23 protein-coding genes are annotated in these 24,778 nt (G+C 65.0%); 8 read left to right on the top strand and 15 right to left on the bottom strand.

Translation table 11 applies throughout. The features are described from left to right. The first annotated feature begins 133 nt into the window (after positions 1-133). Positions 134-901, top strand: coding sequence for an SDR family oxidoreductase (locus tag QM672_RS20750; protein WP_415084824.1), 768 nt, complete (start codon positions 134-136; stop codon positions 899-901). 190 nt (positions 902-1,091) lie between these two features. Here QM672_RS20750 and QM672_RS20745 read toward each other — a convergent pair whose 3' ends face one another. Beyond that, positions 1,092-2,000, bottom strand: a complete 909-nt coding sequence (locus QM672_RS20745; protein ID WP_415084822.1) for a LysR family transcriptional regulator — start codon at positions 1,998-2,000, stop codon at positions 1,092-1,094. A gap of 177 nt (positions 2,001-2,177) precedes the next feature. Here QM672_RS20745 and QM672_RS20740 point away from each other — a divergent pair, with 177 nt between their 5' ends. Together QM672_RS20740 and QM672_RS20735 are read left to right on the top strand one after the other, a co-directional pair. Then, positions 2,178-3,122 (top strand): ring-cleaving dioxygenase, encoded by a 945-nt coding sequence (locus tag QM672_RS20740; protein ID WP_415084820.1) that lies wholly within the window; start codon positions 2,178-2,180, stop codon positions 3,120-3,122. Between the two features lie 82 nt (positions 3,123-3,204). Continuing rightward, positions 3,205-3,825, top strand: a complete 621-nt coding sequence (locus QM672_RS20735; RefSeq protein WP_311938325.1) for an alpha/beta hydrolase — start codon at positions 3,205-3,207, stop codon at positions 3,823-3,825. 72 nt (positions 3,826-3,897) lie between these two features. On the opposite strand, the gene QM672_RS20730 is transcribed toward QM672_RS20735, so the two are convergent. The 3 genes from QM672_RS20730 to tetR form a co-directional block, all read right to left on the bottom strand. Then, positions 3,898-4,884: an NAD-dependent epimerase/dehydratase family protein gene (locus tag QM672_RS20730; protein ID WP_415084818.1), complete on the bottom strand. Its 987-nt coding sequence runs from the start codon at positions 4,882-4,884 to the stop codon at positions 3,898-3,900. A gap of 84 nt (positions 4,885-4,968) precedes the next feature. After that, on the bottom strand, positions 4,969-5,511 hold the full coding sequence (locus QM672_RS20725; protein WP_415084816.1) for a helix-turn-helix domain-containing protein: 543 nt from the start codon (positions 5,509-5,511) through the stop codon (positions 4,969-4,971). Next, complete coding sequence (gene tetR, locus QM672_RS20720; RefSeq protein ID WP_415084814.1) at positions 5,508-6,122, bottom strand: tetracycline resistance transcriptional repressor TetR; 615 nt, start codon at positions 6,120-6,122, stop codon at positions 5,508-5,510. The genes QM672_RS20725 and tetR overlap by 4 nt, the downstream gene beginning before the upstream one ends. Before the next feature lie 187 nt (positions 6,123-6,309). On the opposite strand from tetR, the gene tet reads away from it, so the two are divergent. Together tet and QM672_RS20710 are read left to right on the top strand one after the other, a co-directional pair. After that, positions 6,310-7,491, top strand: a complete 1,182-nt coding sequence (tet, locus tag QM672_RS20715; protein ID WP_415084812.1) for a Tet(A)/Tet(B)/Tet(C) family tetracycline efflux MFS transporter — start codon at positions 6,310-6,312, stop codon at positions 7,489-7,491. Positions 7,492-7,739: 248 nt separating this feature from the next. Continuing rightward, on the top strand, positions 7,740-8,942 hold the full coding sequence (locus QM672_RS20710; RefSeq protein WP_415084810.1) for a hypothetical protein: 1,203 nt from the start codon (positions 7,740-7,742) through the stop codon (positions 8,940-8,942). Here the strand turns inward: QM672_RS20710 and QM672_RS20705 are convergent. The 9 genes from QM672_RS20705 to QM672_RS20665 form a co-directional block, all read right to left on the bottom strand. Beyond that, a complete protein-coding gene (locus QM672_RS20705) occupies positions 8,939-10,528 on the bottom strand; it encodes an N-acyl-D-amino-acid deacylase family protein (RefSeq protein ID WP_415084808.1) in 1,590 nt (529 codons plus the stop codon). The genes QM672_RS20710 and QM672_RS20705 overlap by 4 nt on opposite strands. 113 nt (positions 10,529-10,641) lie before the next feature. Continuing rightward, positions 10,642-11,652, bottom strand: a complete 1,011-nt coding sequence (locus tag QM672_RS20700; protein WP_415084806.1) for a succinylglutamate desuccinylase/aspartoacylase family protein — start codon at positions 11,650-11,652, stop codon at positions 10,642-10,644. 13 nt (positions 11,653-11,665) lie between these two features. After that, positions 11,666-12,010, bottom strand: a complete 345-nt coding sequence (locus tag QM672_RS20695; protein WP_415084804.1) for a RidA family protein — start codon at positions 12,008-12,010, stop codon at positions 11,666-11,668. Between the two features lie 49 nt (positions 12,011-12,059). Continuing rightward, positions 12,060-13,361: an alanine racemase gene (locus QM672_RS20690; RefSeq protein WP_415084802.1), complete on the bottom strand. Its 1,302-nt coding sequence runs from the start codon at positions 13,359-13,361 to the stop codon at positions 12,060-12,062. Positions 13,362-13,364: 3 nt separating this feature from the next. After that, on the bottom strand, positions 13,365-14,309 hold the full coding sequence (locus QM672_RS20685; protein WP_415084800.1) for an amidohydrolase family protein: 945 nt from the start codon (positions 14,307-14,309) through the stop codon (positions 13,365-13,367). Then, complete coding sequence (locus tag QM672_RS20680) at positions 14,306-15,259, bottom strand: ABC transporter permease (protein WP_415084798.1); 954 nt, start codon at positions 15,257-15,259, stop codon at positions 14,306-14,308. Before QM672_RS20680 ends, QM672_RS20685 begins: the two co-directional genes overlap by 4 nt. Next, on the bottom strand, positions 15,256-16,218 hold the full coding sequence (locus tag QM672_RS20675; protein ID WP_415084796.1) for an ABC transporter permease: 963 nt from the start codon (positions 16,216-16,218) through the stop codon (positions 15,256-15,258). Before QM672_RS20675 ends, QM672_RS20680 begins: the two co-directional genes overlap by 4 nt. Beyond that, on the bottom strand, positions 16,215-17,723 hold the full coding sequence (locus QM672_RS20670; RefSeq protein WP_415084794.1) for a sugar ABC transporter ATP-binding protein: 1,509 nt from the start codon (positions 17,721-17,723) through the stop codon (positions 16,215-16,217). The genes QM672_RS20675 and QM672_RS20670 overlap by 4 nt, the downstream gene beginning before the upstream one ends. 30 nt (positions 17,724-17,753) lie before the next feature. Continuing rightward, entirely contained in the window at positions 17,754-18,824 is a 1,071-nt protein-coding gene (locus QM672_RS20665) for an ABC transporter substrate-binding protein (RefSeq protein ID WP_367622662.1), read from the bottom strand. A 283-nt stretch (positions 18,825-19,107) separates the two neighbouring features. Here QM672_RS20665 and QM672_RS20660 point away from each other — a divergent pair, with 283 nt between their 5' ends. Next, complete coding sequence (locus tag QM672_RS20660; protein ID WP_311938302.1) at positions 19,108-19,896, top strand: IclR family transcriptional regulator; 789 nt, start codon at positions 19,108-19,110, stop codon at positions 19,894-19,896. A 151-nt stretch (positions 19,897-20,047) separates the two neighbouring features. Next, complete coding sequence (locus QM672_RS20655; RefSeq protein WP_311938301.1) at positions 20,048-20,818, top strand: helix-turn-helix domain-containing protein; 771 nt, start codon at positions 20,048-20,050, stop codon at positions 20,816-20,818. Here the strand turns inward: QM672_RS20655 and cydC are convergent. After that, positions 20,804-22,474 (bottom strand): thiol reductant ABC exporter subunit CydC, encoded by a 1,671-nt coding sequence (cydC, locus tag QM672_RS20650; RefSeq protein WP_415084790.1) that lies wholly within the window; start codon positions 22,472-22,474, stop codon positions 20,804-20,806. The two genes, QM672_RS20655 and cydC, sit on opposite strands and share 15 nt — an antisense overlap. Further along, a complete protein-coding gene (cydD, locus tag QM672_RS20645; protein WP_415084788.1) occupies positions 22,471-24,249 on the bottom strand; it encodes a thiol reductant ABC exporter subunit CydD in 1,779 nt (592 codons plus the stop codon). Before cydD ends, cydC begins: the two co-directional genes overlap by 4 nt. Before the next feature lie 267 nt (positions 24,250-24,516). On the opposite strand from cydD, the gene QM672_RS20640 reads away from it, so the two are divergent. Next, positions 24,517-24,778, top strand: a 262-nt coding sequence (locus QM672_RS20640) for a cytochrome ubiquinol oxidase subunit I (protein ID WP_415084786.1), incomplete at its 3' end; no start/stop codon positions are given.

The raw sequence follows: 24,778 nt of genomic DNA, 5'->3' as shown, positions 1-24,778 counted from the left end.
CGCTCGTTCTTTCGCTTGGCGATTTCCCAGGAAACAACGAACTGGCCGAACTCCGCCAGACCAGAGAAAACGGGTCGCGATTGGGCCATGTGCGGACAACAAGAACCTCCCAAGCGAATTGGAGGTTCAAGACATGAGGTCTGCACTCGAAAACAAGGTTGCGATCATCACCGGTGCCAGCTCGGGTATCGGCGAAGCGGCGGCACGCCTGTTTGCCGCCGAAGGTTCCGCCGTCATCCTGTCGGGTCGCCGTCGGGATGCTCTCGACAAGGTCGCGGCCGAAATCGCGGCTGCCGGCGGAAAAGCTGTTGCGGTGCCCGGCAACATCCAGGACGAGGACCACCAGATCGCCCTGGTCGAGGCCGCCCAGCAGCGTTTCGGCGGGCTCGACATCGCTTTCAACAACGCCGGCACCACCGGCGATATGGCACCGCTGACTGAAATCTCCCTGGAAAGCTGGCGCGATACGCTCGAGGTCAACCTGACCAGTGCCTTCCTCGCGGCCCGGCATCAGATTCCCGCCATGCTGGGGCGCGGTGGCGGTGCCCTGGTGTTCACCTCGACCTTTGTCGGCCATACCGTCGGCTTTCCCGGCATGGCCGCCTATGCCGCCAGCAAGGCCGGCCTGGTCGGCCTCACCCAGGTGATCGCCGCCGAATACAGCGCCAAGGGCATTCGGGCCAATGCGCTGTTGCCTGGCGGCACCGATACGCCAATGGGACGGAGCGTCTCCAACACGCCGGAAGCGCGCGCCTTCGTCGAAGGATTGCACGCCCTCAAGCGCCTGGCCACCCCCGAGGAGATCGCCCGTTCCGCGCTCTATTTGGTCTCGGACCTGTCGAGCTTCGTGACGGGAACGGCCCTGCTGGCCGACGGCGGTGTCTCGATTACCAGGACGTAGCACGACGGTTGCGGTTGCAGGAGGGAGCGCAGGATATGCGGCGTATCAGCCTCTGGCCGACATCTTATCGGACTGCAAGTGCCTGGCTTTCGAGATGTCAGTCGGAGGCTGCCACTCCCATCCTTCGAGAGGACGTTTTAACGCTGCAATGACGCCAGCCCGATGTCTTGGCCAAATCACTGCCGCGGTGTCAGCCGCCTTCAATGAAAGCACGCCGCCGCACGATATCGGCCGCGAGGAAATCGAGGAACGCCCGGATGCGCGGGGCATCGCGCAGATCGGGATGGGTAAGCAGCCAGAGGTCCGCCCCGAACTCCGGATTGACCGGTCCAATACGCCGCAGCCCCGGCCGGGTTCCGGCGATGAAACAGGGCAGATGACCGATGCCGATGCCCGCCTCGACGGCTTCCGCGAGGCCGAGCACGGAGTTGACGCGATAGACGATACGCTCCGGCGCGATGTGAGACTTGACGTAGCGCACCGCCTTGAGCGTAGCGAGATTGTCGCCGAGCGCCACCCAGCGCCGGCGATGCAGTGTCTCCAGATCCGGCAGGCCGGGCTCGGGGAAATCCTCAGCCCTGCCATAGAGTGCCCAGCCGATGCGGGCGACGCGTCGGCCGACCAGCGTGTCCGGCGGTGCGTCGGAGGCACGAATGGCGACATCGGCGTCCCGTTTCGACAAATTCAACGCGGCATTCGACAGGATCATATCGAGCCGCATGCCCGGATAGGCCTGTGTGAACCGGGCGAGCAGCGGCGTCAGCAATTCGACGAGCAAGGTGTCGTTGGTGGTTATGCGCAGTTCGCCGGCAAGGTCGAGTTCGCTGCCGGCAAGCCTGCGCAGGACCGAGACGATGTCCTCGTCGACGCGGTCGGCCAGCCCCGCCACTTCCTCGCCCGCCGAAGTCAGCGTGTAGCCCGTACGGTGTTTCTCGAACAGGGTGACGCCCAGCGTCTGTTCGATCTGGCGCAATCGCCGGAAGGCCGTCGAATGGTCGATGCCGATGCGCGCGGCTGCTGCCGGCAGATTCCTCGTATCGGCGATCGCCTTCACCAGACGCAAATCGTCCCAGGCTAAATTCGGAAAACCGTCCCCCACCACAAATTCCCTGGCGACACCTTCAACCCATTTCCCAGCTATATTACGTTTCGCTTCGACAATTCAATAGCGCTGCGCCCAACCATTTCATTGCGCCAGCGCAATGGCAATTCCCACCCTATCGGACCTATCTCATTGGCGAGGGAACCGGCGTTCCCAACCGAAAGGAGTTTCGCCATGAGCGGTAAAGGCATCCATCACGTCACGGCCATTGCAGGCCCCGCCCAGCGCAATCTCGATTTCTACACCCGCATACTTGGCCTTCGCCTGGTCAAGAAGACCGTGAATTTCGACGATCCCGGCACCTATCATCTCTATTATGGCGACGAAGCCGGCCATCCGGGCAGCATCCTGACCTTCTTTCCCTGGGAGCATGTCGCGCCAGGCCGTATCGGCCTCGGCGAGACGCAGGAAACCGTGTTTCGGGTGCCGGAAGGCTCGATCGACTACTGGACGCGGCGCTTCGTCGAGAACGGCGTTGCCCATCAGCCGCTGACCCGTCGCTTTGGCGAGCCGCTGCTGTCCTTCCAGGACCCGGACGGCATGCGCCTTGCGCTCGTCGCCGTGCCCGGCATCGAGAACGAAGCTGGATGGAATGGTGCCGGCATACCCGCCGATGCCGCCATCCGCGGGTTCCACGGTGTCAACCTCCTGCTGGCGCAGGCAGCTCCGACCGGCGCCATCCTCACCGATGTCTTCGGCTTCAGCGAGGTCGGGCGCGAGGGCAGCCTGGTGCGATATCGCGTGCCAGACGGTGGAGCCGGCAGCATCGTCGATATCAATGAGGCAGGCGGTTACCTGCCGGCCCGCCTCGGTGGCGGCTCGGTGCATCACATCGCCTTTCGTGCAGCCGATGATGCCGAGGAGGCTGCAATGGTGCGCAAGCTTGCCCAGAACCACCGCATCCGCACCACGGAGCAGAAGGACCGGAACTATTTCCGCTCGGTCTATTTCCGGGAACCCGGCCATGTCCTGTTCGAGATCGCGACCGATGTCCCCGGCTTTGCCGTGGACGAGCCGGCGTCGACGCTCGGCGAAGCCCTGAAACTGCCTTCCTTCCTCGAAGCCCGTCGTTCGGCCCTGGAAGCCACCCTGCCACGCCTCGAGCCAAGCGCGACCTAAAGCACTTTTCCCGCGACGCCCTGTCTCGGTAGGGCAGGAGCGTCGCACATCCCCATCACCCTCGATCGAGGAGGCAATCGCCATGACCACGACAACCCAATTGTCGCATATCCACCGCTTCGTTCCGGGACTGGACACGAAGCGCCCGCCTCTCCTGCTGCTGCACGGCACCGGCGGCGACGAGAACGATCTCATCGGCCTGGGCGAGCTGGTCGCGCCCGGCAGCGCCCTCATCTCCCCGCGCGGCAAGGTATTGGAAGCCGGCATGCCCCGGTTTTTCCGGCGCCTGAGCGAAGGCGTGTTCGATGAAGAGGATCTGCGCCGGCGGGCAGCCGAGCTGGCTGGCTTCATTGCGGAGGCGCGTGAGGCTTACGGCCTCGGGGCGCCGGTCGCATTGGGCTTTTCCAATGGTGCCAATATCGCCGCGGCGCTCTTGCTGCTGCACCCGCAGGCCCTGGCCGGGGCGGCGCTGCTCCGACCGATGACGCCCTTGCGGTCGGCTCCGCCGGCGAATTTGGCGGGCAAGCCGGTGCTGATGCTTTCCGGTGCGGCCGATCCGATCGTGCCGGCTGCCGATGCCGGTACGCTGGCCGCTCTTCTGAGGGAACGCGGTGCGGCCGTGCGCCACGAGACCCTACCCACCGGCCATGGCCTGACGCAGGCCGATGTCCAGCAGGCCAAGGCCTGGCTCGCCGGCTTGTAGTGGCTTGGTAGAGACCGTTTTCCGGAGGCGTGGTCATTCGCGCCTCCGGAAGAGCCTCGTCTGTCCGGCCGCTCAATCATGGACCGGATACGGCCCTTCCGAAAAATCCCTGTCGTGATAGCCCTTGCTGCCGACCTCGCTGGCGAGCGGGCTGCGGAAGTCCCGGCCCTCGCGCAGGCAGTCGAGCATGTGCCGGAAATCGTAGCGCGGATGCCAGCCGAGCTCCGCCCGTGCTCGGGCATTGACATAGATGCGATCCACCTGCGGAAACAGTGTCCACCCCCTGGCAGCATAGAGCTCGGCGCAATCGGGAAACAGGCGATGCACGAGCCCCGGCGCATCCGCCCGCAGCGCCGCACAATCCTCCGGCCCGAAAGGCGTCGTCGCCGAGACGATGTAGCGGCCGAAGCCCAGCGAGGACGCCCTCTCCGCCGCCACCAGATGGGCATCGACCACATCCTGGATGTCGCAGCGCCGGTTGAGCAATTCGTTGGCCTGGGCGTTGTCGGTGCCGTAACGCTGCCTCATCTGAGCATCGTCATCGGCTTCCGGGAAGAAGCGCGAGGTGCGCAGCACGATGACGGGCAGGCGATGACGTCGGGCAAAGAGCTCGCACAGCGTCTCCGCCGCGACCTTGCTGGCGCCATAGATGTTCTTGGGGATCGGGATAACGTCCTCGGTGATCCAGGCCGCCGGTTCGCCCGCTGCCGGCGTCAGGGCCGAGCCGAAGGTGCTGGTCGTGCTGGTGAAGACGAAGGATTCGACGCTGGCGGCTGAGGCAGCCTCGAGCAGCGCGAGCGTTCCCTGGACATTGACGCCGAGAAAATCCTGATAGGCATGGGTCGCCACATGCGGCTTGTGCAGCGTGGCCGCGTGGAGAACCGAGCGCACACCCGGCAGGAGGCGCTGAACAAAATCGCGATCGCCGATCGAACCCACGGCATCGGTGAAGGGTGAGGCCTTGATGTCGAGCCCGATGGCGGGCTGGCCCGCTATGCGCAAGGTACGCATCAGGGCCTCGCCCAGATGTCCGGCACTGCCCGTTACCAGGATCGTCATCGTGGCCACCCGCCCTTAACAATTCGGCCTTACGACTAGTGATCGCAGGCTGTCCCGGCCATGCATAAAATATGCAGGGGCATATCAGCCGATGGTGGTGACCAGCCGTCCGGCCCTGCCATCGGCCAGCGTCACCCGCTCCCATAGCACCAGGCTCGGCTCGATCGGCAGGACGGGGTCGTGATTGGCTCCGGTCTCCAGCGTCAGCGAAGAAAGGCAGCCTTCATGCCAGCCGCGGGCCGCGAGCCCCTCTTCCGCCGCCAGGATGTCATCGGAGGCATAGCGGAGCAGCGACCTGCCGAGCAGTTCGGTCAAATCGGCGTGCCATTCGCCCTGCCGCGGCAGGGAAGCCGCCAGCAGGCGATGACTATGGTCGCAGATCAGGTGAACCTTGGCGCCGGAGGAGGCCACCAGGCGTTTCAAGGCGGCATCTTCGGCCGGCGTCGGGGATACCGCCAGCAGATCCAGGGCGGCCAGCCAGCGCTCCTGCCCCAATGGCGCGCTCCCTCTTTCCCAACGCGAAATGCTGGCCTGGTCGACACCGAGCAATTCGGCGAGGTGGCTCTGCTTGATACCCTTGAGCAGGCGAAGCCGGCGCAGGGCACGCCCCTGCTCGATCGCATTCATCGCTGCAATTTCTCCTTCAGCCCGGCAATGATGAAGCCCAGTCCCCGTTCGAAGGCCGTGTCGGGACCCTCCCGATCGAACGTTTCCATGGCCTCGGCCAGCAAAGGCGACGTCGCTGCCGGAAGAGGCAGGTCAGCGCGCTCGGTCCTGTCCGCATGCGCCGCCTGCTGCTCCATCACCGAGCCGACCACGAAATAGCTGATGGTCATCAGCGCATAGGTGGTGTCGGCCGGGGTGAACCCGGCCTCGGTCAGGCAGCGCAACTGCGCCTCTGCGTTTGCGGTTTCCGCTCCGTTGGGCCTGGTACCCGCATGGATGCGCGCACCGTCGCGATAGGAAAGCAAGGCTTGCCTGAAACTGCGGGCGTTACCGGTGATGAAGGAACACCAATCATCTTCGGGCCGCGGCACCGCATGCGTATGCCGTTCGGCGAGCATGGCATGAGCCAGGGCATCGAGCAGCGCCCGCTTGTTCTTGAAATGCCAATAGAGCGCCGGCTGCTGCACGCCGAGATGGTCGGCCAGCCTGCGGGTGGTCAGGCCATCGACACCGACCTCGTTCAGGAGATCGAGGGCAGCTCGGATGACCTTCTCGCGCTGTAGTTTCGCCATGGCGTCCTTCCATGCACCATCTCAGGAGATTCCATCTCCCGCACGGCGATGCAGTCATGATACCTACCCCATCGGTCCCGATTCAGTAAGCCGGCGCGCAAATTCGGCCTTGACTATTTATCAATGATAAGTTTGATGGCATCACTTATCACTGATAAATTTTAACCCGGACCGATTGTCTGTTTCCATGACAAGCAAATTCGCCTTGCCCCTCATACTGGGCGTCGGGGCCCTGGATGCCATCGGCATCGGCCTGGTCATGCCGGTCTTGCCCGAGCTCTTGCGCACTCTCGTCCATACCGATGCGGTAGCCGGACATTATGGTGTGCTGCTGGCGATCTATGCCCTGATGCAGTTCCTGTGCTCGCCCGCCCTCGGGGCCCTGTCGGACCGTTTCGGCCGCCGCCCGGTGCTGCTTGCTTCGCTGGCGGGCGCGACCATCGACTACGCCATCATGGCGACGGCACCCGTCCTGTGGGTGCTCTATGTCGGCCGCGCCGTTGCGGGCATCACCGGCGCGACGGCGGCCGTGGCTGGCGCTGCGATCGCCGACATCACGCCGGAAGATCGGCGTGCACGGCGCTTCGGCCTGATGAGCGCGTTCTTCGGCCTCGGCCTGGTGGGCGGCCCCGCCCTCGGTGGCCTGCTCGGGGGCTTTTCCCCGCATGCCCCCTTCCTGATGGCTGCCGGCCTGAACGGTCTCAACGGGCTGCTCGCTCTCCTGCTCCTGCCTGAAACCCATCAAGGCGAGCGCCGGCCTCTCTCCCGGACTGCCTTCAATCCGATCGCCTCCTTCCGTTGGGTGCATGGCTTGCCGGTGGTGATGGCCCTGATGGCGGTGTTCTTCGTCATGCAACTGGTCGGCCAGGTGCCTGGGTCGATCTGGGTCCTGTTCGGTGAAAGCCGCTTCCATTGGGATACGAGCACGGTGGGGCTGTCCCTGGCCGCCTTCGGCATTCTCCACGCCATCGCCCAGGGGTTCGTGACCGGCCCATTGGCCCAGCGGCTCGGCGAAAATCGCGCCGTCATCCTCGGCATGTCCGCCGACGCGCTCGGCTATGTGCTGCTGGCCTTCGCCTCGCAAAGCTGGATGGCTTTCGCCATCATGATCCCCCTGGCGGCAGGGGGCATCGGCGCCCCCGCCCTGCAGGCGATGTTGTCGCGGGAGGTTGGCGAGAACCATCAAGGCCAGTTGCAGGGATCGCTGTCTGCCCTTACCAGCCTGACGTCCATCATCGGCCCCTTGCTCTTCACCGCGATCTACGTCGCCTCCCTGGCGTCCTGGAGCGGCTGGGCCTGGCTGGTGGGTGCCCTGCTCTATCTGCTGTGTCCCCCGTTCCTGAAACGATCGACTCAGGCCAAGGCTTGAGCAATCGAGTTCGTGCGGGCGGCGCGATGCGGCCTTGCCGCGCTCTCGGAATCCTGCGGCGTTTCGCTGCCGGCGGCATATTCCGCTTGGTTCCCGCGAGGCCTGAATTCTATTGTCAGACGAACCGATTCGATCCAGGACAAGGCGTGCATCAAGGTAAGAGCATCACGCCATAACCGTTTGTTTTTAAATGTCTTTGCGATTTCCGATAGATTCGTCAAATCGCAGAGCGTTATGGCGGAGCGACCATGCATCTATCCATGTGGACCTATCCCTGGGACATCCAGGACCAGGGGCTGGCTGGCACCGTCGCGGATCTGAGGGAGCGCGCCGGGCTCAATACGATCTCGCTGGCGACATCCTATCACGCCGGCCGCTTCCTGCAGCCACGCAGCCCTGTTGGAAAAGCCTACTTCCCCGAGGACGGCACGGTCTATTTCAGGCCGGATGAACGGCTCTGGCAGGACAAGGAAATCCGGCCGCTGATGGCGCAAAACCTCGCCGAGCGCGGCGACATGCTGGCAGCCCTGGTCGAGCAGCGCGCCCTTGGCGGTCCACGCGTCTCCTGCTGGACGGTGTGCCTGCACAATACCAGGCTTGGCATGCTCCATCCCGGCCATGTCACGCGCAATGCCTTCGGCAACCCCAATTACTACAATCTCTGCCCGTCGAGTCCGGCTGCGCGCGACTATGTGGTGACCTTGGTCGAGGACGTCACGCGCAACTACAAGCCGGACATGCTGGAGCTCGAAAGCCCGAACTTCATGGGGTTTGCGCATGAATACCACCATGAGAAGGACGGCGTCGGCCTGAATGCAGAGGATGACTTCCTGCTGTCGCTGTGCTTTTGCGAGCATTGCCTGGCAAGGGCCTCTCGCGACGGCGTCGACGGGCGAGCGGCGCGCGAGATCGTGCGGCGCTTCATCGCCGACCTCTGTGAACGCGAAATCCCGGAGCGGCAATTTCCCGATTTTCCGGCTGCCGGCATCGATGCCTTCAGGGCCTGGCCCGATCTCCACGCCTTCCTGACTTGGCGCAGCGAACCGGTGACCAGCCTGATCCGCGAGATCCGGCAAAAGGCCGATCCTGCCACCAAGATCGTGCTGATCGACCTCAAGGATGGCTGGCTCGGCGGCGTGGACCATGCCGCCGTGGGCGGGATATGCGATGGCCTCATTCTGTGCTGCTACGACATGACGCCCGCCGAGATCGGCGAAGTGCTCGCCGCCGGCCGCAGGGCCCTGCCTCCCGGCAAGTTCCTGGGGGCCGGTTTCCGGGTGTTCTATCCGGAAAACCGCGGTGCCGCCGACCTGGTCGCGCGGGTTGAGGCGGCCGTAGCCGCCGGTGCAGAAGGCATCAATTTCTACAATTACGGCCTGATACCGGCGAAAAGGCTCGATTGGGTTCGCGCTGCCGTCACTGCCATCGCGTCGAAAGACGGCACGACTTAGAGCACCTTGCCCGGCCGCTCGCCCGTCTGGCGGCCCTCGGCAACCACGGTCCCCCCATTCACCCAGACATGGGAAATGCCGGTCGGCAATTGCGTCGAGTTCTCGAAGGTCGCCCGGTCGGTGATGGCGTCCTCGAACAGCACGAGATCGGCGGCGAGCCCCGGGCGGACCAGGCCGCGATCGGCGAGCTGGAAGCGCTGCGCGGCCACGGAGGTCATGCGGCGCACGGCATCCTCCAGGCTGAACCAGTCCTTGTCGCGCCGGAGCGGCCCGGCAATGCGCGGGAAGGTGCCGAAGGCGCGCGGATGCGGCTTGGAACCCGGGCGCGGCAGGCCATCGGAGCCCGCCATGTAGAGGCGATGGCAGCAGGCGGCATGCAGATCGTCTTCGTCGAGCTGGAACAGGATGATGCCGGTCTGGCCGTCGTCCTCCTCGATGAAGCGCAGCATCAGGTCGAAAGGCGTGACGCCGAGCTCACCCGCCGCTTTCTCCATGTCGAGGCCTTCCAGATGTTTGAGCTCGGCGCTGCCGACGGCGGATAGGCGGACATTGCCCCAGCCGATCAGCGATACCTTGCTCTGGCCATGAAAAGCCGGGCCGCCATGTTCGACCCATTCGCGGAGGGTGGCGAGCTTTTCGGGATCGGCGAGCCGGGCCTTGAGGCCGTCGAGCCCGCCATCCATGGCGGCGGGCGGCAGCAATTGCAGGAGCCAGGTGCTGCCGGCCGGATAGGGATACATGTCGAAGCTGATGTCGATGCCCTCGCAGCGCATGCCTTCCAGCAGTTCGATCGCCGCGGGGATCTGGCCCCAGTTCGGCCGTCCGGCCGATTGCAGATGCGACAGCAGGCCCGCCGAACCGGAATGCCTGAGAATGCCGCCGAACTCGCGGATGGCGTCCATCAGGCCAGCCTCGTAGGAACGGACATGGGCTGCGAGCACCTTGCCGCGGCTGCGCACGGTGTCCCCCAGCGCGAAGAGTTCGTCCTCTTCGGCAAAGGCGCTCGGCGGATAGACGAGACCGAGCGACAGGCCTGCGGCGCCCTGGTCGAGCTGGGTGGCGAGCAGGGCACACATCGCCTCGATCTCAGCCGGGCTTGCCGGGCGGCGCTCATGTCCCATCACTGCAAGGCGTAGCGCGGCATGGCCGACGAGCGACACCAGGTTGAGCGCGATACCCTCCCCGGTCAGTGCCCGGCGATAGCCGTCGAGGTCGGCGAAGATCTCGCTGTCCAGGGTCTCGCCGAGCAGGCCGGAGAAATGCAGCCGCAGGTTCTCGCGCGAAGCCGGCACGGCCGGGTAGAGCGAGAAGGAACAATTGCCGACCACGATGCTGGTGACGCCCTGCAGCGCCTTTTCGGGCCGGTTCCGCTCGCGCAGGAAGATGAGGTCGTCATGGCAATGGGCGTCGATGAAACCGGGTGCGAGATAGCGCTCGGCCGCATCGACGATCGTGGCGTCGTCATCAGCCTTGAGGTCCTGGCCGATGCGGGCAATGGCGCCGCCCGAAACCAGCACGTCGCCGCGATACCAGGGGGCTCCCGTGCCGTCGATGATGCGCGCGCCCCGGATGAGTGTATCGGCCATGACGCCTGGTCCTTTCTGGAGCAAGGAGCGTTGGGAAGAAACGCTACCTTGCCTATGCCCTTTGCCTCGACGTGTTTACGCCTCTTGGCGATTCCGCCAAATCGCAAAACGCTTCAATCCTCGATCGGTTCGGCCACCTGCATCAGGCAGTCACCGGCCTGGCTGTCGCAATGCAGCCGATGTGAAATCACGATGCCGCCCTCGGCGAAGCGGAGGGCTTCCTCGGGCTGTTCCAGGCGTTCGAGATCGTGATACCAGCCGGCAAGGTCGCCGGCCGCAACCCGAGCCCCGAGCTCGACGGCCGGCTCGAACCAGCCGCGGTGCGTGGCATAGATGCCCTGGCTATGGCGCGAAAGCGACAGCAGCTGCAAGCCAGGCTTGGCGGTGACATCGCCACCCAGCAAGGGACGGTCGATGATGCCGAGCGCCAGCATCAGATTGTCGATCGCTCGTGCCGTGAACGCCATGCTGGCCGGCGTCACCGTGCCGCCGCCGCCGAATTCGCCGCTGAGGCCGATGATGCCCGCCCGCATGGCGGCGCCCATGGATGTCGGCGAGCGCGAACCATTATCCGCGATGAAGGCATGGCTGGGCGCCATCGCCCTGAGCAGGGCCTTGGCGCGGGTGGAGCGCTCCTCGTCCGGCTGGCGCTCGATCAGGGCGCAGTGGAGATGCGCCATGGAGGTGCCGCCGGAATGAATGTCGAGCAGCACCTCGTGGCGCGGGAACAGTTCATGCTCGAGGAAATGGGCGAGCCGGGCGGTCGGCGTTCCCACGGGATCGCCGGGAAAGGCCCGGTTGAGATTGCCGCCGTCGAAGGGCGAGCACCGCCTGGCCGCCATCACCGCCGGAAGATTGGCCGCCGGCAGGACGGTGACGCTGCCGCGCATCGCCGCCGGATCGAGACGGCGCATGAGGCGCGCCAACTGCAGTTCGCCCTCATATTCATCGCCATGATTGCCGGCCATCAGGAGGAGGCTCGGCCCCGGCCCGTTCCGAACCCGCAGGATCGGTATCCTGATCTGGTAATAGGGCGAACGATCGACGGAATAGGGAATGCTCAGATAGCCGCTCTGGCGGCCATCGGCGTCGAAATCGAGGGGATGGGCGAGGCCGCTATGCATGGCGGAGTGCTTTCTACAGGGCCGCGATGGCCGTCATCTCGACCCGCAGGTCCGGATCGGCGAGCCGGGCCTCGACGCAGGCGCGCGCCGGCGGATTGGCCGGGTCGATCCAGGCATCATAGACGCCGTTCATGGCGTCGAAGTCGACGATGGCCGGCAGGAAGACATTGACGGCCAGAAGGCGCGAGCGGTCCGTGCCGGCTTCCTTGAGCAGGGCCTCGATCTTGGAAAGCACGTCCAGCGTCTGGGCTTCTATGCCGGCCTTGCGGTCATCTGCGACCTGGCCGGCAATATGGACGAGACCGGCATAGCTGACGGCCTGGCTCATGCGCGAGCCCTTCTGATGTCGCATGATCATTTTATCATAATCCTTTGTAAGATCGTAAAAATATGAACCCTTCGAGGTTCTAGCCGAAGGAGGTGGCGAAAGCGCCGATCACCGTGCCATCGACATCGAGTCCATAGACCAGGGCATGCCGGTCGAGGCAGGTGCAGGGATGCGACAGGCCGAACTCGATGACATCGCCGATGCGCAGATCCCCACCGCCGGTCGTGACGAAGGCATGCTGGTCGTTGAGCCGGGCAACTGCCGCCGCATCGAGGGCGCCGATACGGCGTCCCTCGCGATAGAGCGCCAATGGACGAGGCAGCCCCTGGTCGATGGCGACGTCGCGCAGGCCCATGCCGCAGATCGCCAGGTCAGGCTCGGGGCGTGACAGAACCTCAGCCCATACGCGCAGAACCGGCTTGAAGCCCCTGGAAGCGCTGATGGTTTCTCCCGAGAGTTCAAAGCCGGATCGGCCATCCAGGGCGGCGAGGCCGCGCTCATAGACGCCGTGATCGTGAAAGAAGATCGCGCCGCTGCGCAGGACCAGCGTCGTGGCGGCATCTCCCTTATAGGCCAGCCCGAGGCCCGCGATGACCCGGTCGAAGAACACCGAGCCGCCGGCCGTCAGGATCAGCGGCCGTTCCGTTCCTACACGATTCCGGACGAGGTGGTGGGTCTCGACCGTCAGGGCCATCAATTCGTCGATGCGGCGGATGCTTTCCTCCGGATCCGCCGTCGCCGCGGCGCCTTCATAGGCACCGATGCCGCTCAGTCTGATGCCTGCATTCTCACCGGCGAGGATCGCATCGAGAATGGCCTGTGCGGCCTCGATCGTCCTTGCTCCGGCCCGTCCGGCACCGACCTCCAGCAGCAGGCCGAGGGGTGGCAGGTCATCCCGCGCCTGCCAGATCTCCAGCAGGCTGTCAGCCAATTCGGCCGAGTCGACGAAAACATGCATCTGCGCCTGCGGATGCCCGGCGAGCAAGGCCGCAAGCCGCCGAGCAGCGGCCTTGCCCCCAATCTCATTGGCCAGGATCAGCCGATCGAAACCGGCCTTGAGCAGGACCGAAGCCTGGCGGATATCGGCGACCGTCATACCCCAGGCTCCGGCCTCGAGCAGTTCCTTGGCGATATCAGTCGACATCGGCGTCTTGGCATGAGGGGCGATGGCGACGCCATGGTCGCGGACATAGCGCATCATCAAAGCGACATTGCCATCGAAGGCCGGGCGGTCGAGCGACATCAGCGGCAGCGACATGGTGCCGTCATAAGGCTTCCAGCCCTGCCGGCCGATTTCGGCGAGCGGCAAGGGAGCATGGCCGGCGGGAAAGCCGCGCATGCGGTCATCGATGGCATCGAGGGAAAGATGAAGGTCGGACATGGATCAGGTTTCGCTGGTAGCAGCTTTATCGAGGCCGAGGCGGTAGACCCGGTCGGCGGTGGCAAAGAAGAGATCCCGCTGTTCATCCGCGCTGAATTCGGAGGCAACGGTTCGAAAGGCCTCGTAGACCTCCGCGAAGCTGGCATGCAGCCCGGCAACCGGGAAATCGCTGGCGAACATGGCACGCCCCGGACAGAAACAGGCGATGCAGTGTTCGATCACCGGCCTCAGGCTGTCGAGGCTCCAGTCATTGTCATAGGCAACGAGATCCGAGATCTTGACGAGGACATTGTCGGCTCGCCCCAAAGCTTGCAGGCCCCGCCGCCACAGCGTCATGCCCTCCGGACTGCGGTCAGCCGGGCTGCCACAATGGTCGAGCACGAAGATCGTATCGGGAAAATCTGCAACCAGACGCAGGGCTTCCGTCATTTGCCAGGGAAACAGCATGAGGTCGAAGGACAGGCCGAGCCGCGTCGCCTGGCGCAGGCCGTCGCGCCAGCGCGGATCGCCCATCAGGTCCTTCGAACGGGCAAAGCTCTTGGCGGGTTCGGGGTGCCAGCTGACGATATCCCGGATGCCGACGACCAGGTCGTTTGCCGCTTCCGCCTCCAGCAGCACCGCAGCGTCGGGACGATCGAGTGGCACGCGAGCCACGATGCGCCGCGCCACGCCGGAACGCCTGTCGAGGCTTTCGAGCCAGCGGCTTTCCTCCAAGGGGTATTCGGAAGACCAGCCCGCTTCGACATGCACGGTGGCGACGATGTTCTGACCGGCGGCATCGGCGCGATAGTCGGCGACGCCGTAGTCGCGGCGGATCGGCGCCAGGCTGCCGAACACCATTTCCCTTTCTTCCCGTTCCGGCGGGCGCAGCCAGGGGTGGCGCCCCAGCGACAGATCCCAGAGGTGATGATGCGGGTCGATCACCGGCCCGCCATAGAGAGCGGTCATCGGCGCGCCTCACGCCCCGAGATCAGCAGCAGGGCCAGAATGAGCGAACCGAACATGATCGAGCGCCAGCCAGGCGAGGCGTTCACCACCGTGATCAGCGCCGTGGTAGTCACCAGCAGGATGGCGCCCGGGATGGTGCCGGCATAACTGCCCTTGCCGCCGAGAATGGAGGTGCCGCCGAGCACCACCGCGGCGATCGACATCAGCAGATAGGGATCGCCGATGCCGACATAGCCCTGCCGGTTCATGCCGAGGATCAGCGTGCCGGCGAGGCCTGCAAAGAAGCCGGACAGAGCATAGAGCAGCAGCGTGTTGCGGGTGACGCTCACGCCCGACAGCCGCGCCGCCACCGGATTGGCCCCAAGGGCCAGGAAACGCACGCCCATCGGCATGCGATGCAGCAGGATGAGCACCGCGACGGAGACGAGGATCCACAGGATGATGCCGGCGGGAATGCCCAGCGGCCGCGCCGAGCCCAGCCAGATCACGGCCTTGTTGGTGACGGAAACCGCGCTGCCGCCGGCGACGATCACCAGCAGGCCCTGCAGGAAGGTCGCCATCGCCAGGGTCATGATGATCGGCGGTACGCGCAGGAAGGCGGCACCGGCGCCGTTCACCAGGCCGATACCGGTGGCTATCGCCAAGGCGCCGACGATGCCGATCAGCCCGGTGGCGTCCCAGCCCGGCGAGATCAGCGGCAGCATGATCGCGGTGACGGTGATCACGGCCCCGACCGAGAGGTCGATGCCGCCCATGATGATCACCAAGGTCTGCCCCGCCGCCACGATTCCGATCACGGCGGCCAGTTCCAGGAGATAGCGCAGATGGCCATAGGCGCCGAAGCCGCGCAGGCTGAAGCTGGCGACGAGCCAGACCAGCGCCACCAGGATCAAAGTGAGCAGCGCCGGGTTCCTGAACAGCCCCCTGACGGTCGTGACGAGGCCGCTCATTTCTTCCTCCAGCGCGCGGAGAGTTCGGGAATGGCCACGGCCCCGACGATGATCAGGCCCTGGGCGACATATTGGGCGACCGGGGGGAAGCCGAGGAAGAACATCACATTGATCATCACCGAGAGCAGCAAGCTGCCGCAGATGGCGCCACGCATGGTGCCTTTGCCGCCGAGAAAGCCGACGCCGCCCAGCACCGCTCCGGCGATCGAATTCAGCGTGAAGGGATTGCCGATGACGGGGTCGCCCGATCCGGTCTGGGCTGCCACGAAGAGGCCGGCGAGGACGGCGAGGAGGCCGGAGACGGCGAAGGAAATCACCTTCACCCTTTCCACCGGCACGCCCGAGCGATAGGCGCCGACCGGATTGTCGCCGGCAGCATAGATGCCGAGGCCGGTCGGCGTGGCCAGGAACAGCTTCCAGGCCACCAGCACGATGAGGAGCAGGATGAAGGCCGTCGGTCCGTCGCCGGCCAGGAATTCGGAGAACCAGGGCGGCACGAAGCCACCGGGCCGCGGCAGGATCAGCAGGGCCACGCCGGTGATGATGAAGGAACCGGCGAGCGTGACGATGATGGCCGGCAGGCGCAGATAGGCGACGATCACGCCGATCAGGCTGCCGATCGCCAGCCCGGCCAGGGCCACCAGCAGGATGCCGCCGACCGAGCCCGCCGGCCCGCCCATGGTCGTGGCGGCGATCACGGCGCCGAGGCTCACCATCGGCCCGACCGCCAGGGTGATGCCGCCATTCAGCATCAGCAGGGCCTGCGCCATGGTGACCAAAGCGAGCGGGAACCAGTTCTGGGTGAATTTGGAAAAGCCACCGAGGCTCAGAATACCGGGAAAGAGCCAGGCATAGAGCAGCAGGAAGACGGCGACGACCACGTAGAGACCGCCGAGGCCGCGATTGCGGCGGCGCTGGACTGCCCAATAGAGCTTGGATGAGGAGACAGTGCCGCTCATGCCGCGACCTCCCGGTTGGAGACGCCCATGGCGGAGCCGACGATGGCTTCCTCGGAAATGGCATCGCCCTCGAGCGCGGACACCGCCCGCCCCTCGCTGAACACCACCACCCGGTCGCACAGATGCACGAGTTCGGGCGTATCCGAGCTCAACAGGATCACCAGCTTGCCGTCGGCGGCGAAGCCCTGGAGCATCAGATAGATCTCCCGCTTGGTCTCGATATCGACGCCGCGCGTGGGATCGTTGAGCAGCAGCACCGAAGGATCGAGCGGCAGCCATTTGGCCAGTGCCACCTTCTGCTGGTTGCCGCCGGACAGGGCCTGGACCGGGCGCTCGGTGTCGCCCTTGATGGTGAGGCGCCTGGCAAGCTCCGCGACCAGCGAGCGTTCGCGGCCGCTGTCCCGCAGCCCGCGCCGCGCCTGCAGGTCGAGCGAAGGCAGCAACAGGTTGGAGGCGATGGAATGGGGCAGGATCAGCCCCTCCTTCTTGCGGTCGGCGGGCACATAGGCAAGGCCCGCGTCGTTGGCGGCCCCCACCGTGGTGAACAGGCCCGACCTGCCGCATAGATGGGCGCTGCGAGCCGAAGCAGGCATGGCGCCATAGAGCCCAAGCAGGAAATCCTCCTGGCCCTGCCCCACCAGGCCGCCAATACCGACGATCTCGCCCGAGCGAGCGCTGAAATCGACGTCGCGCACCATGCCGGCGGAAAAGCCCTGAAGGTGGATGCGTTCCTCGCCGATGCTCCGCGGTGTCCAGGCCGGGAAGAGGTCGCCGGCATCGCGCCCCACCATCAGGCGTACCAGTCCCTCGGCGTCGACGCCGGCGAGCGGCTGGTCGGCCGTGACAACGCCGTCCTTCAGCACCGTAACATGCGAGCACAGGGCCCGCACCTCGTTGAGGCGATGCGAGATGTAGAGAAGCGCCAGCCCTTCTTCGCACAGCCTGCCGATCAATCCCGCCAGGATGCCGGCCTCATGGCCCGACAGCGAGGAAGTCGGCTCGTCCAGGATCAGCACGCGCGGGCGGCGAAACAGCGCCTTGGCAATCTCCACCATCTGGCGGCGGCCGAGCGCGAGGTCGCCGACCAGGGTGTCGGGCGCTTCCGTCAGGCCGACAAGGCCACAGACCTCCGCGACCCTCCGCTGCAGTTCCTGGTAGTCCACCAGGCCGAAACGGCGGGGATAGGCGCCGAGGCCGATATTCTCGGCGATGGAAAGCTCCGGCGTGAGGCTGAGTTCCTGCTGCACCACCGCGATCCCGGCCTTGCGGGCGAGATCGGGGCTGAAACGCGTGAGGGACTTGCCGTCGAGCACGATCTCGCCGCCGTCCGGTGCCAGGGCACCGGACAACAGGTTGATCAGGGTCGACTTGCCGGCGCCGTTCTCGCCCAGCAGGGCATGGACCCGGCCCGGGCGCAACGTGATGCTGACACCCTTCAGTACCGGATTGCCGTAGAAGCCCTTCAGGACCTGGCGGGCTTCCAGCAAAGGCGGACGATCGCTCATGAAACAAACTCTCCGTGCGAACCTCGACGTCTACTGCGCCAGCAGCTTGTCGAAGAGCGCGCGGTCATAGTCGGAGTAGATGTAGCCATCCGCCGGGAACTTGTCGGCGCGGGCGAGATAGGAGTCGATATTGCTGTCGTCGATCACCGGCAGCGGCACCTTGACCTTGGCCGGGATGGTCTTGCCCTGCAAGGCCTGGACCGCCGCATAGACCGAGAAGGCACCGAGCCAATTGGGCTGCATGGTGCCCCAGCCCTTCAGCTTCTTCTCCTTCCACAGTTCCAGGAACTGGCGGGCGTTCTCGCCGGTGGTCGGTACCTGGTCGCGGCCCTGGCGGTCGAAGGCGAGCACCGAGCCGGCCGACAGGGCGCCCCCGAGCGACAGCACCCCGTCGATCTGCGGATTGGCGAAGAGCAGGCTGGTCATCGCTTCCTGGGCCGGTGCGACATTGTATTCGGTATTGGTCTCGGTGATGATTTCAAGACCCTTATTGGCGTCGAGCACCGGCTGGGCACCCTTGCGGCGATCGTCGCTGACCGAGACGCCGGCCGGGCCGTTCATGATGATGATCTTGCCCTTGCCGCCGAGCTGCTTGACCATCCATTCGGCGGCCTGCTTGCCCCATTCGAGCGAATCCGTGTTGATCTTGGCGGTAAGATTGTCGGTGTCGACGAGGCTGTCGAAATTCATCACGGCAATGCCCTTGGCGCAGGCATCGGAGACGACGCGGTCAAGCGCCGTGGACGAACCGGCCTCGACGATGATGGCATCGAGGTTGGCGTCGATCATCGACTGGATCTGCTGGATCTGGGTCTGGGCATTGCCCTGGGCGTCGGTGATCATCAGGTCCTTGACCAGCCCCTCCTTCTTGAGCGCGTCGACTTCGCTGACGATGGTGCCTTCCGTCTGCTTCATCCAGGTCGGTACGGAGTAGATGTTGGCCCAGCCGATGCGATAAGGCGCCTTGCGATCGCCTTTGACGCAATTCGAGGCAGCCTGAGCCACGCCGGCCGTGGCCGCGAAGGCCAGTACGGCGAGCCCTACTCCCGCCATCAAGGCGCGCCGATCGGTAAGCTTCCGCAGCAAAGAAGTCTTGATCATGTCGTTCCCCTCTTGTGAGCCAGCGGGCCTTGTTCGCAGCCTTGGCTCTTGCATGATGTACAATATACTGTACATATGGTCACAATATCGGACAGCGCGAACTATAGGTGGTTTTTCGAGGCTGACAAGCAGGTGGCGAAATTTTTGAAGGCGTTGCAGCCGCCATCCGAAATATCGTTGCTGAAACGAGCGGTTTGAGGCTTGCATTGATGCGTGCCGTAACGTTCATCAGTGAAACAACGGCGGCGGGCAGCCCGCTCGAGCGGGTCAGGTAGGATAGGAAATGGATTCAATCAGCGACGAAGGTATTGCCAGGCGCACACGCGGGCTTGATCGTGCCTTCGAAATTCTCGATTTCCTGCGCATGAAGCGCGAGCCGACCAAGCCCAACGAGATCGCTGCCCGGATCGGGGCGCCGCGCTCATCGGTCTACGAACTGGTCAACCTTCTCTTGCGCAACGGTATTCTCGAATATGCCGATGGCGAGGGCCGGGTCTATCTCGGCCGCAAGCTCTATTTCCTCGGCGCGGCCTATGAGGACCATTTCGATTTCATGCGCGAATGCGACAAGGTCCTGGCCCAGATTGCGGCGGAGACGCGCGAGACCGCCCAGTTCTGCATGTTGGATGGCAACAAATATACGGTCGTCCGCATGAAGGAGGGCGTCAGGCCTTTCCGGATTTCCTCCGATGTCGGGCGTGCCGTGCCGATTCCCTGGACGGCGTCGGGGCGCCTTCTGCTGTCGCATCTGAGCGACCAGGAGATCCGGGATTTCGTTCCGCCCGGTGATTTCCGTCTGCCCAATGGCAGCCTGCTGGATCCGGGCCACTTCATCGCCGAAGTCCGCCAGGCCGCCGCCGCGGGCGAGTTTACCTTCAACAGCATTGTCGACAGCTTCACCCATTGCTTTGCCGTGCCCGTCTTCGACGGACAGGATCGCTGCACCGCCACGCTCTGCCTGGTGACCCCGCGCGAGGACGGCATCCGCAACCGCCAGCATTATCTCGATTGCCTGAAGACGGCGGCGCTTTCGCTGCATGGCAAGGCCGTCGGCCCGCGCGCAGCGGCGTAGCTGCAATCACGGTCGGTCGGCGCCCCGACAATGCGAAAACCTGCCTGTGGAGGCGATTGATAAGCAATCCGACTGGACGAAATGTCCAGTCGTTCAGCGTCTACCTACCTGCTACCCCATGGACGTGGTCGCAACGCGATTGGTTCTCATCATGGGCGCAGCAGCCGGTTTTCGCTCTTCTCTCACGCTTGTGCGCAAGGCCTGTGGAGCCTGCCGCGCGTGCGAGGTTCGGCACCAGGCCCTCTGCACGGCCATGGCCGACGAGCATCTTCACCGCCTCGAAGACATCACGAGCCCGGTGCTTCTCCAGCCCAATCAGGCGCTGCTGCGCCAGGGCGATCCCTGCCGCAAGGTCTACAGCCTGACATCCGGCATGCTGCGGCTGTTTACCGACCTGCCCGATGGCCGGCGCCAGATCACCGATTTCCTGATGCCGGGCGACTATCTCGGCCTGGTGGATGACGATTTCCATTCCCAATCGGCCGAAGCCGTCGTTGCCTCCAGCCTGTGCGCCTTTCCCATCAACCAGATGGAGCTGCTGATGGACGAGTTTCCGAGTCTGCGGGAGCGGCTCCATCGCATGACCAGGGCGGCCTTGCGCCAGGCGCATGACAGTCAGCTCATGCTGGGCAGGCTGGCACCGCTCGAAAAGCTGGCCGGCTTCCTGCTCATGCTCGATGCCCGGACCAACCATCACCCCCACCATGGGCGGCGGCTGCAACTGGCAATGTCGCGCACCGATATCGCCGACCATCTGGGCCTGACCATCGAGACCGTCAGCCGTTGTTTCACCCGGTTGAAGGCGCAGGGGCTGATCCGCCTGCCGGAAGCCCATCTGGTCGAAATTCTGCACGAGGGCCGGCTCGCCGAGATTGCCGGCATCGGCCTGTCGCCCGAACATCTTCGGCTAGCCGCCAGTTAGTTCCACGGGCATCAGGCGGCCATCGGCGAGCGCAAGCACCCTGTCGACCGCGCCTTCCGGGATCTCGGCGTGAGTAGCCAGGATGACACTGCGTCCTTGGGTGGCGGCTGCGAGATCGGCAAGGAAATCCGTCTCCATGGCGCGATCGAGACCGGTGGTCGGCTCATCGAAGACCAGGATGTCGGCCGGCGACAGCAAGACGCGGGCGAGGCAGAGCCGCCGCGCCTGCCCGACGGACAAAGTGCGGCCCGCCTCTCCGACGAAGGCATCGAGCCCTTCGGGAAGGCTCCGCACGAAATCGGCGATCCGCGCGGCTTCGAGCGCCGCCCAGAGTTCGGCGTCGTTCGCTTCTGCCCGGCCGATCGACAGATTGTCGCGCACCGAGCCGAGAAAGACGGGCGCGCTCTGGCTCAATAGGGCGAGCCGCGCGTGGAGGTCGGCCTGGCGTACGGTGCGGATATCCGTGCCGCCCATGGCGATCGAACCGGCCTGGGGATCGTGCAGCCTGAGCAGCAAGGCAAGCAGGGTCGACTTGCCGCTGCCGCTTTCGCCGATGATCGCCACGCGCTCGCCGGCCGAGATGGTCAAGCTGAGATCGCACAGCACCGGGCGCGCCGGGTCGAAGCCGAAAGTGACCTGGTTCACGCTGAGCGCGCCATTCGGCAGTATCACGGGGCGGTGTGGATCGCTGATCGCCGGCGCCATCTGCGCGATCGCCCGCACCCGCTCGGCCGATGTGACGGCAGAGCCGAATTTGGCGACGCTGCGCACCAGCATGGCCGTCGCTTCGAAACTGGCGAGCACTGCAAGCAGCAGCCCGACGAGCAGAGGACCGCCGATTTCGGCCTGCCGCAAGGCCTCGATGCCGCACCAGAGCACACCGACAAGGGCGATCCCCGCCAGGGCCTGGACGGAGGCTGCGGCCAGCAGGCCGGCGCGCGCCGAACGCCTGCGGGCACGGGCGAGGCGTTTGGCCGCCTTGTCGAATTCCTGCCCTGCCGCCGCAAGTCCCCCGAAGGCAACCAGATCGGCATGGCCGTCGATGCGATCCAGCATGGCGATACGCAAGGCGGCGGAGGCTTCCACCAGTTCCGCTCCGAGCCGATGTGAGAACAGGATCAGCACGGTGGGAACACCGGCAAGGGCGAGGATCATGGCCATGGCATAGAGCGGAGCAGCGGCCGGCAGCAGGATGAAAAGCCCGACTGTCATGCCGGTCCCGATCAGCAAGGCGGTGAGGATCGGGCCGAATGCCGTCAGGAAGACCGTGTCGAGCGTATCGACGTCGGCCGTGAGGCGACTGACGAGATCGCCATGCCTGAGATCGCGGGAGGGCAAGGGAACACGGGGAAATAGGCGGGCGAACAGCCAGCCCCTGAGGGCCGAGAGGAGACGCAAGGTGGCGTCGTGCCCGACCAGCCTTTCGCCATAGCGCGAAAGGATCCGCACCAGGGACAGCCCCCGGATCAGCGAGGACGGTCCGAACAGGTTGAAACTCGCCGCTGCTGTGGTGAGAGCCGCTGCCGTCAGGAACCAGCCCGAGACCCAGAGCAGTGCAACGCCGGCGGCCAGGGTCAGCACGGCCAACAACAGCGCCAGACCCATGCGGCCGATATGCTGGCGGAACAGCGGCCAGAAGGACAGCAAGGCTATCATGCGGTCCACCTCGGCTGTTTCTGCTGCCTGTCGACATGAGGATGCGGCATCGGCAGCAGCTTGCCGCCGGCCAGCCGCCAGGCTTCGTCCAGCCGAGCGGCCACGGCGGGCGAATGGGTCGCGATGATCATGGTGCGTCCGGCAGCAAAATCGACCAGCGCCTCGAGCACGCGGGCCTGCGTGGCGGCATCCAGATGCGCCGTCGGCTCGTCCAGGAGAATCAGGCCGGGGTCACGCAGGAACAGGCGTGCCAGGGCGACCCGATGGCCCTCCCCGCCCGACAGGCCGACGCCTCCCTCTCCGATCGGGGTATCGAGCCCCTCTGGCAGTTTCGAGGCAAAATCCAGGACGCATGCCTGTTCCGCCGCCTGCGCGATTTCCGCGGCCGAGGCGGAAGGCTTGCCCAGCCTGATATTGTCGGCGATCGAACCATGGAACAGGCGCGAGCGCTGGCTGATGAAGGCGACGCCCGCCCGCAGGCTGTCCTCGTCGATCGCAGCGAGGTCGAGCCCTGCGATGCGGATGCCGTCGCCTGGTCTCAGCCGGGCCAGCGTTTCCAGCAGGCTTGACTTACCGATGCCGCTTTCACCGAAAAGCGCCAGATGCCGGCCCGCTCCGATTTCCAGCGAGACGTCGTCGAGCAGGATGCGCTCACTGTCGGGCACCCCGATGGTCAGGTGCTCGACAGTGAGCGGCAATCCGCCGGACGCCGCAGGAAGATGCGCTGGGCGCTCCGGGCCGGTGGTGGCCTCCGGCAGTCCCGCGAAGCGTGCCTCGATCTCGGCAATCGCCGCCTTGGCGGAAGCCCTGTCGTGATAATGGGCGGCGAGCAGGCGTAAGGGCTGATAGACTTCCGGCGCCATCAGCAGACAGAACAGGCCCGCCTGCAAGGTAAGGGCGGAGCCACGCAGGTCCACAAGCCCCAGATAGGTCAGGCCCACATAAAGCGCCACGCCGGCAACACCGAGGGCGGCGAAGAATTCCAGCACGGCAGAGGACAGGAAGGCGATGCGCAGCACGCGCAGGGTCCGGCGGCGCAGATCCTCGCTCGCCCGTTCGACGTCTCTGGTCTCGAACTCGGCCCGGCCGAAAAGTTTCAGCGTGGTCATGCCGCGCAAGCGATCGGCGAAATGCCCAGACAGCCGCACAAGCGCATTGGCCTGGGCCTTGGTCGCCGCCTCCGCTCCCCAGCCGACCAGCGCCATGAACAGCGGGATGAGCGGGGCCGTGAGCAGGAACAGCAACCCGACCACCCAGTCGACCGGAAGCACCGCCGCGGCAAAGGCCAGCGGCAGCACGGCCGCCTGTATGCTCGCGGGCAGGAAGCGGGCGAAGAAGCCGTCGAGCGCCTCGACCTGGTCGACGACCGCAGCGCTCAAGGCGCCGGAAGAACGGGATGCCGACCATTCCAGCGAACCGGCCGACAATTTCGCGGCGAGCCGGCTGCGCAGATCGAATTTGATGCGCTCGGCCGCGACGATGCCTGCCTGCTCGCCCAGGGCTCCCAGTCCGAGCCTCGAGGCGATCAAAACAGCGACCAAGAGGATCGGACTGCCGAGCGCCGCAATGCTCTCTCCTCCCACCACGGCCCGATGCAGCACGGAAGCCAACAGATAGGCCTGGGCGACGAGGAGAGCCCCGGAGACCAGCGGCAGGATGGTGGCGATCGCCAGTTCTCGCCGCGCATGACCGGCGAGAGTGGCAAGGGCGGAACGATCTTCCCTGCTCGATCCTGCTGCGATCCGGGGACCGGATGTCTCGCCTGCCTGCTTCACACGAGCCTCATCTTACATTCCGAAGTAACATTGGCTGCGATGGTTCACCAATGATGCCAGTATAGCCATTGCTTTTCTTGCAGCACAAAGTGTTGCGCACTTTAGATTTTATCTTGAAAAAGCAAAATCAATCGAAGCACAATCCCACCATCTTTAGCCGCCGCGGGCTGCTTGGGGCATTGATTTCAATCAATGCCCGACTCGGGTTGCCCGTTTAGGGAAACTTGAAACTGGCGCAACGCCAGTATTGGACCGGGTTTGGCGTCTATGATTGATTTCACCATTGTCGATCTGTCACGACTGCAATTTGCAGCGACAGCCATGTATCACTTCATCTTCGTGCCCTTGACGCTGGGGCTCTCCATCCTGGTCGCCATTATGGAGAGCGTCTATGTGATGAGCGGCAATCCGGTCTGGCGCCGGATGACGCTGTTCTGGGGCACGCTGTTCGGCATCAACTTCGCCATGGGCGTCGCGACCGGCATCGTGATGGAATTCCAGTTCGGCATGAACTGGAGCTACTACAGCC

This window comes from Labrys sp. (in: a-proteobacteria), assembly GCF_047605565.1.
Taxonomy (GTDB): domain Bacteria; phylum Pseudomonadota; class Alphaproteobacteria; order Rhizobiales; family Labraceae; genus Labrys; species Labrys neptuniae.
The sequence above is the reverse complement of the archived record's forward strand: the minus strand, read 5'-3'. Positions and strand labels throughout refer to the sequence as shown.

What these genes read in the sequence shown, in the direction of transcription:
- QM672_RS20750 (WP_415084824.1), top strand. Translation starts at nt 134, where the DNA reads ATGAGGTCTGCACTCGAAAACAAGGTTGCGATCATCACCGGTGCCAGC.
- QM672_RS20740 (WP_415084820.1), top strand. Translation starts at nt 2,178, where the DNA reads ATGAGCGGTAAAGGCATCCATCACGTCACGGCCATTGCAGGCCCCGCC.
- QM672_RS20735 (WP_311938325.1), top strand. Translation starts at nt 3,205, where the DNA reads ATGACCACGACAACCCAATTGTCGCATATCCACCGCTTCGTTCCGGGA.
- QM672_RS20730 (WP_415084818.1), bottom strand. Translation starts at nt 4,884, where the DNA reads ATGACGATCCTGGTAACGGGCAGTGCCGGACATCTGGGCGAGGCCCTG.
- QM672_RS20725 (WP_415084816.1), bottom strand. Translation starts at nt 5,511, where the DNA reads ATGAATGCGATCGAGCAGGGGCGTGCCCTGCGCCGGCTTCGCCTGCTC.
- tetR (WP_415084814.1), bottom strand. Translation starts at nt 6,122, where the DNA reads ATGGCGAAACTACAGCGCGAGAAGGTCATCCGAGCTGCCCTCGATCTC.
- tet (WP_415084812.1), top strand. Translation starts at nt 6,310, where the DNA reads ATGACAAGCAAATTCGCCTTGCCCCTCATACTGGGCGTCGGGGCCCTG.
- QM672_RS20710 (WP_415084810.1), top strand. Translation starts at nt 7,740, where the DNA reads ATGCATCTATCCATGTGGACCTATCCCTGGGACATCCAGGACCAGGGG.
- QM672_RS20705 (WP_415084808.1), bottom strand. Translation starts at nt 10,528, where the DNA reads ATGGCCGATACACTCATCCGGGGCGCGCGCATCATCGACGGCACGGGA.
- QM672_RS20700 (WP_415084806.1), bottom strand. Translation starts at nt 11,652, where the DNA reads ATGCATAGCGGCCTCGCCCATCCCCTCGATTTCGACGCCGATGGCCGC.
- QM672_RS20695 (WP_415084804.1), bottom strand. Translation starts at nt 12,010, where the DNA reads ATGATCATGCGACATCAGAAGGGCTCGCGCATGAGCCAGGCCGTCAGC.
- QM672_RS20690 (WP_415084802.1), bottom strand. Translation starts at nt 13,361, where the DNA reads ATGTCCGACCTTCATCTTTCCCTCGATGCCATCGATGACCGCATGCGC.
- QM672_RS20685 (WP_415084800.1), bottom strand. Translation starts at nt 14,309, where the DNA reads ATGACCGCTCTCTATGGCGGGCCGGTGATCGACCCGCATCATCACCTC.
- QM672_RS20680 (WP_415084798.1), bottom strand. Translation starts at nt 15,259, where the DNA reads ATGAGCGGCCTCGTCACGACCGTCAGGGGGCTGTTCAGGAACCCGGCG.
- QM672_RS20675 (WP_415084796.1), bottom strand. Translation starts at nt 16,218, where the DNA reads ATGAGCGGCACTGTCTCCTCATCCAAGCTCTATTGGGCAGTCCAGCGC.
- QM672_RS20670 (WP_415084794.1), bottom strand. Translation starts at nt 17,723, where the DNA reads ATGAGCGATCGTCCGCCTTTGCTGGAAGCCCGCCAGGTCCTGAAGGGC.
- QM672_RS20665 (WP_367622662.1), bottom strand. Translation starts at nt 18,824, where the DNA reads ATGATCAAGACTTCTTTGCTGCGGAAGCTTACCGATCGGCGCGCCTTG.
- QM672_RS20660 (WP_311938302.1), top strand. Translation starts at nt 19,108, where the DNA reads ATGGATTCAATCAGCGACGAAGGTATTGCCAGGCGCACACGCGGGCTT.
- QM672_RS20655 (WP_311938301.1), top strand. Translation starts at nt 20,048, where the DNA reads ATGGGCGCAGCAGCCGGTTTTCGCTCTTCTCTCACGCTTGTGCGCAAG.
- cydC (WP_415084790.1), bottom strand. Translation starts at nt 22,474, where the DNA reads ATGATAGCCTTGCTGTCCTTCTGGCCGCTGTTCCGCCAGCATATCGGC.